Origin of the sequence: Pseudomonas fakonensis (genome assembly GCF_019139895.1) — a bacterium.
In the GTDB taxonomy this organism is placed as follows: Bacteria; Pseudomonadota; Gammaproteobacteria; order Pseudomonadales; family Pseudomonadaceae; genus Aquipseudomonas; species Aquipseudomonas fakonensis.
The window spans coordinates 1451386-1465270 of sequence record NZ_CP077076.1; the positions used below are offsets into that span (position 1 = coordinate 1451386).

At 64.7% G+C, this 13885-nt stretch carries 12 protein-coding genes, 2 tRNA genes and 1 pseudogene; 7 read left to right on the forward strand and 8 right to left on the reverse strand.

Annotated features, from left to right (window positions below):
* Positions 1–23 precede the first annotated feature (23 nt).
* Entirely contained in the window at positions 24–1163 is a 1140-nt protein-coding gene (locus tag KSS94_RS06625; RefSeq protein WP_217842225.1) for a TDT family transporter, read from the forward strand.
* A gap of 7 nt (positions 1164–1170) precedes the next feature.
* Here KSS94_RS06625 and KSS94_RS06630 read toward each other — a convergent pair whose 3' ends face one another.
* Both KSS94_RS06630 and KSS94_RS06635 read right to left on the reverse strand, forming a co-directional pair.
* Positions 1171–1740, reverse strand: coding sequence for a LemA family protein (locus KSS94_RS06630; RefSeq protein ID WP_217842226.1), 570 nt, complete (start codon positions 1738–1740; stop codon positions 1171–1173).
* A gap of 2 nt (positions 1741–1742) precedes the next feature.
* Positions 1743–2831, reverse strand: coding sequence for a hypothetical protein (locus KSS94_RS06635; protein WP_217842227.1), 1089 nt, complete (start codon positions 2829–2831; stop codon positions 1743–1745).
* Between the two features lie 196 nt (positions 2832–3027).
* Here KSS94_RS06635 and KSS94_RS06640 point away from each other — a divergent pair, with 196 nt between their 5' ends.
* The 3 genes from KSS94_RS06640 to KSS94_RS06650 all read left to right on the forward strand — a co-directional run bounded on the left by KSS94_RS06640 (position 3028) and on the right by KSS94_RS06650 (position 6086).
* The gene (locus KSS94_RS06640) at positions 3028–3759 is read left to right on the forward strand and encodes a GntR family transcriptional regulator (RefSeq protein WP_217842228.1); all 732 of its coding nucleotides are present in this window, start codon (positions 3028–3030) and stop codon (positions 3757–3759) included.
* 133 nt (positions 3760–3892) lie between these two features.
* Positions 3893–5167: an MFS transporter gene (locus KSS94_RS06645; RefSeq protein ID WP_217842229.1), complete on the forward strand. Its 1275-nt coding sequence runs from the start codon at positions 3893–3895 to the stop codon at positions 5165–5167.
* An 85-nt stretch (positions 5168–5252) separates the two neighbouring features.
* Positions 5253–6086 carry an amidohydrolase family protein gene (locus KSS94_RS06650; RefSeq protein ID WP_217842230.1) on the forward strand — a complete coding sequence of 278 codons (834 nt, stop codon included), beginning with the start codon at positions 5253–5255 and terminating at the stop codon, positions 6084–6086.
* Between the two features lie 78 nt (positions 6087–6164).
* On the opposite strand, the gene KSS94_RS27500 is transcribed toward KSS94_RS06650, so the two are convergent.
* Together KSS94_RS27500 and KSS94_RS27505 are read right to left on the reverse strand one after the other, a co-directional pair.
* Complete coding sequence (locus KSS94_RS27500; RefSeq protein ID WP_437180002.1) at positions 6165–7028, reverse strand: methyl-accepting chemotaxis protein; 864 nt, start codon at positions 7026–7028, stop codon at positions 6165–6167.
* Positions 7020–8150 (reverse strand): annotated as a pseudogene (locus tag KSS94_RS27505) (methyl-accepting chemotaxis protein); the annotation flags it as partial. The pseudogene KSS94_RS27505 and the gene KSS94_RS27500, both read right to left, overlap by 9 nt.
* Before the next feature lie 197 nt (positions 8151–8347).
* Between KSS94_RS27505 and KSS94_RS06660 the strand changes: the two are divergent.
* The gene (locus KSS94_RS06660) at positions 8348–10222 is read left to right on the forward strand and encodes an MFS transporter (protein ID WP_217842232.1); all 1875 of its coding nucleotides are present in this window, start codon (positions 8348–8350) and stop codon (positions 10220–10222) included.
* Between the two features lie 102 nt (positions 10223–10324).
* Here KSS94_RS06660 and sugE read toward each other — a convergent pair whose 3' ends face one another.
* The 4 genes from sugE to rdgC form a co-directional block, all read right to left on the reverse strand.
* On the reverse strand, positions 10325–10642 hold the full coding sequence (gene sugE, locus KSS94_RS06665; RefSeq protein ID WP_217842233.1) for a quaternary ammonium compound efflux SMR transporter SugE: 318 nt from the start codon (positions 10640–10642) through the stop codon (positions 10325–10327).
* Positions 10643–10768: 126 nt separating this feature from the next.
* Complete coding sequence (locus KSS94_RS06670; protein ID WP_217842234.1) at positions 10769–11230, reverse strand: hypothetical protein; 462 nt, start codon at positions 11228–11230, stop codon at positions 10769–10771.
* Between the two features lie 116 nt (positions 11231–11346).
* On the reverse strand, positions 11347–12309 hold the full coding sequence (locus KSS94_RS06675) for a bile acid:sodium symporter family protein (protein ID WP_217842235.1): 963 nt from the start codon (positions 12307–12309) through the stop codon (positions 11347–11349).
* 150 nt (positions 12310–12459) lie between these two features.
* Entirely contained in the window at positions 12460–13380 is a 921-nt protein-coding gene (gene rdgC, locus KSS94_RS06680; protein WP_217842236.1) for a recombination-associated protein RdgC, read from the reverse strand.
* A 206-nt stretch (positions 13381–13586) separates the two neighbouring features.
* On the opposite strand from rdgC, the gene KSS94_RS06685 reads away from it, so the two are divergent.
* Both KSS94_RS06685 and KSS94_RS06690 read left to right on the forward strand, forming a co-directional pair.
* Positions 13587–13662: transfer RNA gene (locus KSS94_RS06685), tRNA-Val, on the forward strand.
* Between the two features lie 13 nt (positions 13663–13675).
* Positions 13676–13752: transfer RNA gene (locus KSS94_RS06690), tRNA-Asp, on the forward strand.
* The last annotated feature ends 133 nt before the right edge of the window (positions 13753–13885 follow it).

Below are 13885 nucleotides of genomic sequence, written 5' to 3' on the forward strand. Positions count from 1 at the left end.
TACACAAGGCCCGGAGACACACCATGCCCTGCACCCAGCCCCGCGCTGCAACCTGGCGCCCGCTCAGCCAACTGGCCCACCCCCGTGAAGTGATTCGCCAGTTCACCCCCAACTGGTTCGCTGCGACCATGGGCACCGGCGTACTGGCGCTGGCCTTCCACCAATTGAACATCCCGCTGCTGGACAGCCTGGCCGAAGGCCTGTGGTGGCTGACCATCGGCCTGTTCAGCCTGTTCTGCGTGCTGTACGGCGCGCGCTGGGTGCTGTTTTTCGACGAGGCGCGGCGCATTTTCGCCCACTCCACCGTGTCGATGTTCTTCGGCACCATCCCCATGGGCCTTGCCACCATTCTCAATGGTGCGCTGGTGTTCGGCCTGGGGCGCTGGGGCGAGGCCGTGGTGCCCTGGGTGCACGCCCTTTGGTGGCTGGACGTGGGCCTGGCGCTGCTGTGCGGCGTGGCCATTCCGTACCTGATGTTCACCCGCCAGGAGCACAGCATCGACCAGATGACCGCCGTATGGCTGTTGCCGGTGGTGGCGGCAGAAGTGGCTGCCGCCAGTGGCGGCCTGCTGGCGCCGCACCTGGCCGATGCGCACCAGCAGTTTCAGGTGGTCATCACCAGTTACGTGATGTGGGCCGTTTCCCTGCCGGTGGCGTTCAGCATCCTGACCATCCTCATGCTGCGCATGGCCCTGCACAAACTGCCACCGGCCAACATGGCCGCCTCCAGCTGGCTGGCCCTGGGGCCGATCGGCACCGGCGCGCTGGGCATGCTGGTGCTTGGCGCCGATGCGCCGGCGGTATTCGCCGCCAATGGCCTGGGCGGCCTCGGCGAGGTGGCCCGCGGCCTGGGCCTGGTGGCCGGTATCGTGCTGTGGGGGGCGGGGCTGTGGTGGTTGCTTACCGCCGTGCTGATCACCCTGCGCTACATGCGTCAGGGCATGCCGTTCAACCTCGGCTGGTGGGGCTTTACCTTCCCGTTGGGTGTGTACTGCCTGGCTACCCTGAAGCTGGCCGCCTGGCTGGGGCTGGGGTTCTTCACCGTGTTCGGCCAGGTGCTGGTGGTGGCGCTGGCCATGCTCTGGGCACTGGTGGCCAGCCGTACCCTGCGCGGGGCGTGGCGTGGCGAGCTGTTCGTGTCGCCATGCATCGCCCAGCGCTGAGCCGGGATCAGAAATTGGGCTTGTAGTCGAAGGCGGCGGCAGCCTGGAAGTCGGTGAACGGGGTGATCGGCGACTTCTTGTTCATGTTGTTGTTGATCAGCGAGCCGGGGAACATCTCGATGCCGTTGTTGAAACGCTCCACCTCGCTGTTGAAGATCACGATGGCGGCGCCGACGTTTTCCTGCTGCTCGGCGATTTCGCGCATCAGGTTGTTCACCACTTCCGAGGCCTTGAGTTCCGGGTAGGCCTCGAAAGCCACGCGCAGGCCGCCCAGCAGCGAGTGGGTGGCCGCTTCGGCGGCGGCCAGGGCCTGGCCATCGGCCTGGTGCGGCAGCTCGGCGATGGCGCTGCGCAGGCGGGTGATGTCGCCCAGTACGGTCTGTTCGTGTTCGCGGTACAGGCGAGCTTGCTCCTGCAGGGCGTCGAGCACCTTGGACTTCTGCCGTTCGTAGGTCAGCACGTCGGCCCAGGCCCGCTGCGCGCGGTTGTGGTCACCGATGATGCCGTTGTAATGCATCATGACGATCAGCGGCACGATGATGATTGCGGCCAGCAGGATGATGGCGATCCAGTCCATGTTCAATTCTCCGTGTGAAGCGGTGCCGGTGCCGGCACGTTGAAGTTGTCGTCTTGTTGTTCGGCCAGGATGTGTATCGCTTCGAGCAGCCGCGACAGACGCGGCAGTTGCACCCCCTCGGCGATGAATTCACGAAACCAGTACGGCTGGGTCAGGTCGCAGGGCAGCTCGAAGTGCAGCGGGTTGTTGTTGCAGCCCAGGCACAGTTGGCCTTCCGAGAACTGCAAGCTGGGGGCGTCCAGCTCGTAACTGAGGCGGGTCAGGTGCAGTTGGGTGGAGGGTTTGGCAAAGCGGGCGCAGGCGATTACCGAATCACCCGACAGCGTGAACGCGTTGTTGAATTCGGACGAGGTCGGCGCGAACCTGTGTTTGAGCCTGGAGCTGCCCAGCGCGATGCCCTCTACCCAGGGGAAGTCGATCACCAGGCTGAAGCGGTGTGAGAGATTCCATGAAGACTTGGTCTGTAGCCGGGTGCTCCCCTCGCTGTCGGGGAGCTTTTCCTGGGTGCCTGGGCCCTCGTCGTCATAGATCAGCAGGTACCAACGGTAATCGAGGGTGTATCGCGGGCCTTGCGAGCGGCCTTGCATGCCCCGGTGCAGGTAACGCTTCTTTTCACCGCGTCGGTAGTCGATGAAGCGTGTTTGCAGCATGGACAGGACTTGCGGCGTGTTCACCGGGATCTCCACCAGTCCGGCGGTGATCAGGCTGGAGCGTTCGGCAAGCGCCTGGGCAAGGTTGGGGATGGGTTTGCGCCGGTCCCACAAGGCGAGGGCGCTGGCCACCGTGGCTGCCATCAGTCCGAACTCGAGGTTGACCCGTAGTTCGACCAGGCGCTGCTTGAGCAGATCTGCCAGTGGCTGCAGTACCGGTAGCCAGGTATCCAGTTGCCCGCTCATCGAGGCTGCCAGCAGGGGTAAACCAAGCACGACGGTCAGCCAGGGCAGGCGGTTGTCGTAGTGCATCTTGCCGTAGAAGGCGAGCAGGGCGTCCACAGCCACCAGCAGTTCTTCCTTGGTGGTGGCCGTTCGCGAGGCATGCCTGGCCGCTTGCAGGGTGCGCTTGAGCCTGGCGTTGTGGGTGTTCAACTGCATTGCTGCTTCCTTTGCTGCTGCTTTACGGCCTTTTGGCCGCGTCATCCGTGTTCGCAAGGTGTGGCAGTCTGCCAGCTTCGCCGCCCGCATACCACCGTACCGGGCGACAGGTGGAGGATTGACAGCCTTTCAGCCAGGGGGAATACTCTCGAAAAATTCATATATATGTCTACATGACACTTCACGAGAGCCGCCCATGAACGCCCTGTCAGCCGATGCGCGCCTGCCCCGTTACCAACAGCTGCGCGACCACCTGGTCGAGCAGATCGCCAACAACCGCTGGCGCCCGGGTGAGGCGATCCCCACCGAGGCGGCGCTGGCCACCGAGTTCGATCTGTCTGTAGGTACCGTGCGCAAGGCGGTCGACGCGCTGGTGGCTGAGGGCGTGCTGGAGCGCCAGCAGGGGCGCGGCACCTTCATTCGCCGCCCGCAGTTCCAGTCTTCGCTGTTCCGCTTCTTCCGCTTCGAGGCCGCCAATGGCGAGCGTGCGGTGCCGGAAAGCCGGATTCTCTCCATCGAGCCGCAACTGGCGCCGTCGGCGGTGGCCGAGGCCCTGGGCCTGGTCATGGATGCCGAGGTGATCCACATCGTGCGGGTGCGTCTGCTCGGGGCCCAGCCGGTGCTGGCTGAAGACATCTGGCTGCCGCGCCAGACCTTCCAGCCGCTGCTGGAGGTGGCGCTGGACAGCAAGGGCCCGCTGCTTTACCCAATCTATGAAGAACTGTGCGGCCAGGTGGTGGCCAGCGCCGAAGAAACCCTCACCGCCGAGGCGGTGGACGAGGTGCACGGGCGCCTGCTGCAACTACCGCCGGCAAGCCCGGTGGTGGTGATCGAGCGCCTGGCCCGTGACTACGCCGGCAAGCCGCTGGAATGGCGGCGCTCGCGCGGCCATGCGCAGCACTTCCGCTACCGCATCGACATTCGCTGAAAAAAAACGCTGCACCCCTTTGACGTTCGGCGCCGTGCCTGCACGGCGCCGTGGTTCTGCCTGCCCGGCCGACGCGCGCCATGAGCTTCGGCGCGCCCGGCCGCTACACAACACGACTAAAAGGATAACAACCATGTTCAGCTGGTATCGCCAAATCACCTCACGGGAACGCAAGACGTTCTGGGCCTGTTTCGGTGGCTGGTCGCTGGATGCACTGGAAGTGCAGATGTTCGGCCTGGCCATCCCTGCGCTGATTGCCGCGTTCTCCCTCAGCAAGGGCGATGCCGGCCTGATCAGCGGCGTCACCCTGGTCACCTCGGCCATCGGCGGCTGGCTCGGCGGCACCCTGTCCGACCGTTACGGGCGGGTGCGCACCCTGCAGTGGATGATCCTGTGGTTCTCCACCTTCACCTTCCTGTCGGCCTTCGTCACCGGCTTCTACCCGCTGCTGTTCGTCAAGGCCATGCAGGGCTTCGGCATCGGTGGCGAGTGGGCGGCCGGTGCGGTGCTGATGGCCGAGACCATCAACCCGAAATACCGCGGCAAGGTGATGGGTACGGTGCAGAGCGCCTGGGCGGTTGGCTGGGGCCTGGCGGTGGCGCTGTTCACCCTGATCTACTCGCTGGTGCCGCAGGAATTCGCCTGGCGGGTGATGTTCTTCGTCGGCCTGCTGCCGTCGCTGCTGATCATCTGGGTACGGCGTAACGTGCCGGAGCCGGACAGCTTCCAGCGCCTGCAAAAAGAACAGGCCATCCCCACCAGCTTCGCCAAGTCCATGGCCGGCATCTTCCGCCCCGAACTGCTGCGCGTAACCTTGCTGGGCGGCCTGCTGGGCCTGGGCGCCCACGGTGGCTACCACGCGGTGATGACCTGGCTGCCGACCTTCCTCAAGACCGAGCGCAACCTGTCGGTGCTCAACTCCGGCGGTTACCTGGCGGTGATCATCTTCGCCTTCTGGTGCGGTTGCGTGGTCAGCGGCCTGCTGATCGACCGCATCGGCCGGCGCAAGAACATCCTGCTGTTTGCCCTGTGTTGCGTACTGACCGTACAGGCTTATGTGTTCTTCCCGCTGAGCAACACCCAGATGCTGTTCCTCGGCTTCCCGCTGGGCTTCTTCGCTGCGGGTATTCCGGCCAGCCTCGGGGCGTTTTTCAACGAGCTGTACCCGGCCGATGTGCGCGGCGCCGGGGTGGGCTTCTGCTACAACTTCGGTCGCGTGCTGTCGGCGGTGTTCCCGTTCCTGGTGGGCCATATGAGCGAGTCGATGTCGCTGGGCGCGGCCATCGGTATCGATGCCGGCATTGCCTATGGCGTGGCGGTGATCGCCGCGCTGTGCCTGCCGGAAACCCGTGGCCGCAGCCTTGAAGCCACGCCAGCGCCGGCAGTGGCGGGCGCGGTGGCCAAGTAGGCACTGCGCTGGGCCCACATGGTGGTCTTGTCCCTGTAGGAGCGACCCCGTTTATTTACCCTGACCCTGTTTTTCGAAGAGCCCCATGCCTGACGTCCCGGTTTCACCCTTCACCGCCATCGACAGCCACGCCCACGTGTTCAGCCGCGGGCTCAGCCTTGCGGCCGAGCGCCGCTATGCGCCGGCCTACGATGCCCCGCTGGGCGACTACCTCGCCCAGTTGCACGGCCATGGTTTCAGCCATGGCGTGCTGGTTCAGCCCAGCTTCCTGGGTACCGACAACCGCTACCTGCTCAGTGCCTTGCGCACCGCCCCCGAGCAACTGCGTGGCGTGGTGATGCTCGACCGGGACGTCGAGCGCGAAACCCTCATCGAAATGACCCGCCTGGGTGTGCGCGGCGTGCGCCTGAACCTGATGGGCCAGGCGCTGCCCGACCTTGCAGGCGCCGAGTGGCGCCCGCTGCTGGAGCGCATCGGCGAGCAGGGCTGGCACCTGGAGCTGCACCGCCAGGTGGCCGACCTGCCGGCGCTGGTGCGGGCATTGCGCCCGTACGGGCTGGATATCGTCATCGACCATTTCGGTCGCCCGGATGCCCGCCGCGGCCTGGGCCAGCCGGGCTTTGCCGAGCTGCTGACACTGGGCGGGGAGGGTAGGGTGTGGGTGAAGGTTTCCGGCATTTACCGGCTCGAAGGCACGCCGGATGAGAACCTGCGCTTCGCCCAGCAGGCGCTGGGCGCGCTGGAGGCCCACTATGGCGCCGAGCGGCTGATGTGGGGCAGTGACTGGCCGCACACCCAGCACGAGGCGGCGGTGAGCTTCAGCAAGGTGGTGGAGCAGTTCGAGGCACTGGGCTGTTCGGCCGAGTTGCGCCAGGCGTTGCTGGTGGATACGGCGCGGCAGTTGTTCGGGTTCGAATAAGGCAAAACCATCGCGGGGCAATCCCGTTCCCACGTGGATCACGTGGGAACGGGATTGCCCCGCGATGGTGTCTGCTGATCAGAAGCGGAAGCGGCTGATCATCTCCTGCAACTGCCCGCCCAGTCGAGCCAGCTCGACGCTGGACACCGAGGTCTGCTGGCTGGCTTCGGCGGTCTGCTCGGAAATATCCCTCACCGTCACCACGCTGCGGCTGATCTGCTCGGCCACCGCGCTCTGCTGCTCGGAGGCGGCGGCAATCTGCTGGTTCATCAGCTCGATGGCCGACACCCGGCGGGTGATGCCTTCCAGCGCCAGGCCCGCTTCGCGCACCAGCGCCACGCTGCTGCTGGTCAGGCTCTGGCTTTCTTCCATCAGGTCGCTGACCGAACGGGTGCCTTGCTCCAGGCTGCTGATGGCCGACTCGATTTCTGCGGTGGAGGCTTGCGTGCGCTGGGCCAGCCCGCGCACCTCGTCGGCAACCACGGCAAAACCACGCCCGGCCTCACCGGCACGGGCCGCTTCGATGGCGGCGTTGAGCGCCAGCAGGTTGGTCTGCTCGGCCACCGCCTTGATCACATCCATCACCTTGCCGATGCGCTGGCTCTCGCTGCGTAATGCGTCCATGGCCGAGTTGGTCGAGTCCACCTGGCTGGCCAGGCGGTCGATCTGTGCTACGGCGCGGGTCACCACGCTGTCGCCTTCACGGGCTTCCTGGTCGGTGGCGCTGGCGGCTACCGAAGCTTCGCCGGCATTGCGTGCCACTTCGTGCACGGTGGCGGCCATTTCCTGCATGGCAGTGGCCACCTGGTCGGTTTCGACCTTTTGGTTGTTGGCCCCGGCGCTGGTCTGAGTGGTGATCGCCGACAGCTCTTCGGTGGCGCTGGCAATCTGGCTGATGCCGTCGCGCACGCCGCTGATCAGCTGGCGCAGGTTGCCGGTCATGGCCCGCAGGCTGTTCTGCAACAGCCCCAGCTCGTCGCGACGCGCGCTGGCCGGCTGCTCGCCAAGGTTGCCGGCGGCCACTTGCTCCATAGCTTGCAGCACGCGCTGCAGCGGCTGGCTGATCTGCCGGGCGATGAGGATTGCGGCGACGATGCCCAGTAGCAAGGCGAGGGCGGTGGTGATGATCTGCAGGGTCTTGGCGAAGTGGCTGTCGTTGGCCACAGCCACCGCCTGGCTGTCGAGCAACTGGCCGATCAGGGTGTTCAGGCCCTCGACCTCGGTGCCCATGGCGGCGCGGTAGCCCACCAGCTTGCTGACCTCGCCACGGAACGCCTCGACCGCGCCGGCATAGGCGCGAACCTGGGCTTGCAGCTGGGTGAACTGCTCGGCGTAGCTGCCGTCGAAGCGCGCCACCAGTTGCGGCAGGTCGTTCACTGTGGTGGCGATCTGCGTGTTCATCAGTTTTTCGGTGTCGGCGTTGGTGTTACCGGTGTAGCCGCGCACGTGGTAGCGCAGCAGGATCAGGTTCTCCCGCACCTGGTTGATCGCCTCGCCACGCACGTAGCGCTGCTCGGCGTCGGGCAGGGCGCGTACCTGCTTGCGGATCTGCTCGATGCTGGCGAAGGAGCTGGTGGCCAGGGTGCCCATGTCCTTCTGCGCAGCGCGCATCTTCTGGTAGGCCTCAAGGCTCAGCGCCTGGTTGCCGGCGTAGGCCTGCAAGTGCTGCTCGGCCTTGCCGAGGATCGCCTGGTTGGACGGCGTGCGAATCACCGCGCGCAGTTTCGCCAATGGCGCCTTGAACGCGTCCATGGCCGACTGCAGGGCCTTGCCTTCGTCTTCGCCGCCGTTGCTCATGGCGTGACGCAGGCGCGCCTCGCGCAGGTCACCCAGGGCATCGTTGAGCCCGGATACCGCGCTGACCACCTCGCTGCGCCGTACCAGGCTGGACAAGCCGTCCCAGCTGACCAGCGACTGCGCCAGGGCGAGGGTGAGGACCAGGCCGAAGCCGAGGGCGAGTTTGTGCGCGATCTTCAGATCGCCGAACCACCTGAACATGTGCTGCTGAGCTCCTTTTCTTATGCGTGTGGGGAGACCGGAGGTCTGTTCCTTAGATACAGTCATCTATATGAATTGTCGGCAGGATACGCCAAATCTGAACGGAAGATTGTGAAAAGGTGATGTCATTGTGATATCGCGCAATGTCGGACCGTTCCGAGATCGCGCCTGCGGCTTGCCTGCGGTGGCCTAAAGCGTGCAGATTTGTGGCTTCCCGCGCTGTGCGTGCCTCCAATGACAAAGCCCAACCAGGTACACGGACGATGAGTCACCCCTCGCAATTCACCCTGCTCGGCAAGCGGCGCTTCCTGCCGTTTTTCATCACCCAGTCGCTGGGTGCCTTCAACGACAACCTGTTCAAGCAGTCGCTGATCCTGGCGATCCTCTACAAGCTCAGCCTCGAGGGTGACCGCTCGATCTGGGTCAACCTGTGCGCGCTGTTGTTCATCCTGCCGTTCTTCCTGTTCTCGGCGCTGGCCGGGCAGTTTGGCGAAAAGTTCGCCAAGGACCGGCTGATCCGCGCCATCAAGCTGGCCGAGATCGGCATCATGGCCATCGGCGCGGCCGGCTTCGTTACGGGCCACCTGGTGCTGATGCTGGTGGCGCTGTTCGCCATGGGCACCCACTCGGCGCTGTTCGGCCCGGTGAAGTACTCGATCCTGCCCCAGGCACTGCGTGAAGAAGAGCTGGTGGGCGGCAACGGCCTGGTGGAAATGGGCACCTTCCTGGCGATCCTCGCCGGCACCATCGGCGCAGGGGTAATGATGTCGTCGGGCAGCTACGCCACGGTGGTGGCCGGTGGGGTGGTCGGTACCGCGGTGCTCGGCTACCTGGCCAGCCGCTGGATCCCGCGCGCCGCTGCCGCCGCGCCGCAGATGCAGCTGGACTGGAACATCTTCAAGCAGTCCTGGGCCACCCTGCGCCTGGGCCTGGGGCAAACCCCTGCGGTGTCGCGCTCGATCGTCGGCAACTCGTGGTTCTGGTTCGTCGGCGCCATCTATCTCACGCAGATCCCGGCCTACGCCAAGGACTGGCTGCACGGCGACGAGACCGTGGTCACCCTGGTGCTGACCTTGTTTTCGGTGGGCATCGCCGTGGGTTCGCTTTTGTGCGAACGCCTGAGCGGGCGCAAGGTGGAGATCGGCCTGGTGCCGTTCGGCTCGTTCGGCCTGACGCTGTTCGGTCTTTTGTGGTGGTGGCATTCGGGTGATGTGCCAGCCACCGAAGCAGCCCACGACTGGCTGGCGCTGCTGGGCATGCACCAGGCCTGGTGGATCATGCTGTCGATCGTCGGTCTGGGCGTGTTCGGCGGCTTCTACATCGTGCCGCTGTATGCGCTGATCCAGGCGCGCACGGCCGAGGGCGAGCGGGCCCGGGTGATCGCCGCCAACAACATCCTCAACGCGCTGTTCATGGTGGTGTCGGCGATCGTCACCATCGTGCTGCTGAGCCTGTTCAAGCTGAGCATCCCGCAGCTGTTCCTGGTGGTGTCGCTGCTGAACATCGCGGTCAACGCGTACATCTTCCGCATCGTGCCCGAGTTCACCATGCGCTTTCTCATCTGGCTGCTCAGCCACTCGATGTACCGGGTGCAGCACCGTGAGCTGGAGCGCATCCCGGACGAAGGCGCCGCCTTGCTGGTGTGCAACCACGTCTCGTTCGTCGACGCGCTGCTGCTGGGTGGGGCCATTCGCCGGCCGATCCGCTTCGTCATGTACTACAAAATCTACAACCTGCCGGTGCTCAATTTCGTGTTCCGTACCGCCGGTGCCATCCCCATTGCCGGGCGTGGCGAGGACGAGGCTACCTACGAGCGCGCTTTCGCCCGCATCGCCCAGTACCTGGCCGAGGGCGAGTTGGTGTGCATCTTCCCCGAAGGCAAGCTGAGTGCGGATGGTGAGATCGATGTGTTCAAGGGCGGGGTCAACCGTATCCTCGAAGAAACCCCGGTGCCGGTGATTCCGTTGGCATTGCAGGGGCTGTGGGGCAGCTTCTTCAGCCGTGACCCGAACAAGGGCTTGTTCAAGCGTTTGTGGTCGCGGGTGACCATCGTTGCCGGCCCGGCCATTGCGGCCGAGGCGGCCAAGCCCGATGCGCTGCGCGAGCAAGTCAGCCTGTTGCGCGGGGATTTACGCTGATGCCTGTGTAGGAGCCGGCTTGCCGGCGATAGGGCCCTGGCAGGCGACATCGCTGCCTGAGCGGGCCTCATCGCCGGCAAGCCGGCTCCTACAGGGGGCGAGTCAGCTGGCGCTGACTTTCAGGCCGATCAAGCCGGTGACGATCAGCGCAACGCTGAGCAGCCGCACCAGCGCCATGGACTCGCCGAACAGAATGATCCCGGCGATCACCGTACCCACCGCGCCCACACCAGTCCAGATGGCGTAGGCGGTGCCCAGCGGCAGCTCCTTCATGGCCAGGCCCAGCAGGCCGAGGCTCACGGCCATGGCGGCAACGGTCAGTACGGTGGGCAGTGGGCGGGTGAAGCCGTCGGTGTACTTCAGCCCAACGGCCCAGCCAACCTCGAACAGGCCGGCGAAGAACAGGATGATCCAGGACATGGTGAGTCTCCATCGTGTTAAAGGATGGGGCCGTCCCCTCGAATGTCACGCAATGCGTCGTGAGGCCGTCCTCACCGTGGCTGCCATGGTGCCCAACGTCAGCGCTGCGGGCAAGCCGCGCCAGGTTCAGAAGCGATACACGCCAATCTTGTGGATGTGCACAAACAGTTCGCTACCAGCACCTTTCAAGGCCTTGAAGTCGTTACCACTGGCAGTCCAGCGCCTGCCGCCCTTGGTCGAAATCGACACCGAGGCCTCGGGTGTGCCTTGTGGTACCAGCTCGCGGCCATCAAGGTGATGAATAGTCCATGGTCTTTGCGCATCGGCATAGAAGCCCAGGTAGTCATTGTGATTCAGGCTAAGGACGCTGCCGTTCCGGCCGCCGCCCTTGGTGTATTCCTTGATGATGTAGCCCACGCCATCCTCCAGCTGGTAGCAGCCGAACCACAGGGTAGTGGGCAGTACTTGCCCCTGCATGGCTTGCAGCCATCCGCTGTCGTTTATGCGTATCGGGGACCTTGCGCCGTTTCTGATCAGGTAAAGGTCGGCGATGAAGGTTTTCGAGGTGTCGAGTCTGGATTCGTCCATTGGCTTGCTCCTGTGTCGAAGGGCCTGAGGTGTTCAGGCGAGGGCAAGTTATGGCGATGCGGGAAGAGGCGGCAGCAGGAGGGGCTTCCTGCTGCTGTTGCAGCCGGGTAGTGCCTTCAACGGGGCTGCGCCAGCTCCCCGTCAAGGCTTTCAGGTTCTTTCATTCGCCGGAACCAGGTAGAAAGCAGCGCCCCGGAGATGTTGTGCCACACGCTGAACAGCGCACTGGGCACCGCCGCCAAGGGTGAGAAGTGCGCCGCCGCCAGTGCCGCGCCAAGCCCGGAGTTCTGCATGCCCACCTCCAGCGCCAGCGCTTTGCGCTGGGCCAGCGGCAGCTTGCAGAACTTGCCGGTCAGATACCCTAGCAAGTAGCCGAAGCTGTTGTGCAGCATCACCACCGCCATGATCAGAAGGCCGGATTCGGCGATCTTGGCCTGGCTGGCCGCCACCACCGCGCAGACGATCATCACGATGCTCACCACCGACACCAGCGGCAGCACCTGCACCGCCGCCTGCACCCGTGCGCCCAGCAGGCGCTGGGCCAGCACGCCAAGCACGATCGGCAGCATCACCAATTGCAGGATCGACCAGAACATGTCCATGAACGAGACTGGCAGCCAGGCCGAGGCGAGGAACCAGATCAGCGCCGGGGTCAGCAATGGCGCCAGCAGGGTGGTCACCGCGGCAATGGCCACGGCCAGGGCCAGGTCACCACGGGACAGCCAGACCATCACGTTGGAGGCCGTGCCGCTCGGGCAGCAGCCCACCAGGATCACCCCCACGGCGATCTCGGCCGGCAGATGGAACAGCTGGCACAGCAGCCAGGCCATGCCCGGCATGATCACGAAATGCGCCACCACCCCCAGCGCCACCCGCCACGGCTGGCGGGCCAGGGCGGCGAAGTCGTCGAGCTTGAGGGTCAGGCCCATGCCGAACATCACCAGGCCCAGCAGCGGCACGATGGCCACCTTGAGCGCGATGAACCACTGCGGCATGAGGAAGGCCAGGATAGCGAACACCAGCACCCAGAGGGCGAAGGTGTTGCCGACGAAGCGGCTGAGGGCGGCGAGGGCGCGCATGGGGCAGATCCTTTTGTACTTATATCTGTGTAGTTTTCACGGGCCCTATCGCCGGCAAGCCGGCTCCTGCATGTAGGAGCCGGCTTGCCGGCGATAGGGCCAGTACTGCCTGAAAAATGCCTCAGGCCAGCACCGGCATTTTCAAATGGCTCAGACCCCCTGCGGGATCTCCTCGCCACCTAGCGCCTCGAACAGCGCCGGCAGGAACTCGCGGAAGGTCATCATCATCAGCTGGAAGCTGGCATCGAACTGCTGCGCGGCTTCATCGCCTGCGTCCTGCTCGGCCTGTTCCTGCAGCAGCTCTTCGAACTTCAGGCGCTTGATCACGGTCTTGTCGTCCAGCACGAACGACAGCTTGTCCTGCCAGGCCAGGGCCAGTTGGGTGACCACCTTGCCGGTGCTCAGGTGCAGCTGGATCTCTTCGCCGGTCAGGTCCTGGCGCTTGCAGCGCACGATGCCGCCGTCTTCGGCGGTGTCACGCAGCTCGCACTCGTCCAGTACGAAGAAGTCCGGCGCCGGGCTTTGCGACTTGACCCAGTCGGTCATGGTCGCCACCGGGGCGATCTTCACGCTGACCGGGCGCACCGGCAGCGAGCCCATCACTTCACGCAGGGTCGACAGCAGGTCTTCGGCGCGCTTGGCGCTGGCCGAGTTGACCAGTACCAGGCCCTGGCGCGGGGCGATGGCGGCGAAGATCATCGAGCGGCGAATGAACGCGCGCGGCAGGAAGGCCTGGATGATCTCGTCCTTGATCTGGTCGCGCTCCTTTTTATAGACCTTGCGCATCTGCTCGGTCTCGATCTCCTCGACCTTCTCCTTCACCGCGTCGTTGACCACGCTGCTGGGCAGGATGCGCTCTTCTTTACGTGCAGCAATCAGCAGGAACTCGCCACTGACGTGCACCAGCGGCGCGTCCTCGCCCTTGCCGAACGGGGCGACGAAACCATAGGTGGTCAGTTCCTGGCTGGCGCAGGGGCGGGCCGGCTTGCTGGCCAGGGCGGCTTCCAGTGCTTCAGGCTCGAACGGGACATCCTGGGTCAGGCGGTAGGGCAGCAGGTTCTTGAACCACATGGGGGGGAATCTCTCCTTAATACATAAGGCGGGCATTATTCTCCGAGCGGTGCTTCCAGGCCAACCCTGTCAGAGGGCCAGCAGCCTACTAATAAGGAGGAAAACCGAGGGTGCGCTAGGTCTTTGAAAAATATTCAAAATAATTTGAAAAAAGTGCTTGCCAGGGTGGGGGCTCCTCCGTAGAATGCGCGCCACACCGAGACGAAGGGTGATTAGCTCAGCCGGGAGAGCATCTGCCTTACAAGCAGAGGGTCGGCGGTTCGATCCCGTCATCACCCACCACTCGATGTATAGCGCGGCGGTAGTTCAGTCGGTTAGAATACCGGCCTGTCACGCCGGGGGTCGCGGGTTCGAGTCCCGTCCGCCGCGCCATATTATGCTTCAAGGCCCACTGAACACCTTGAAGCAACAGAAAAAGCGACCTTAGGGTCGCTTTTTTTGTTTCCGGCATTGCGTCAGAATGCCCCTGTCCGCCGCCAAGGCCGTCAGGCCGGGCGTCGGGTCT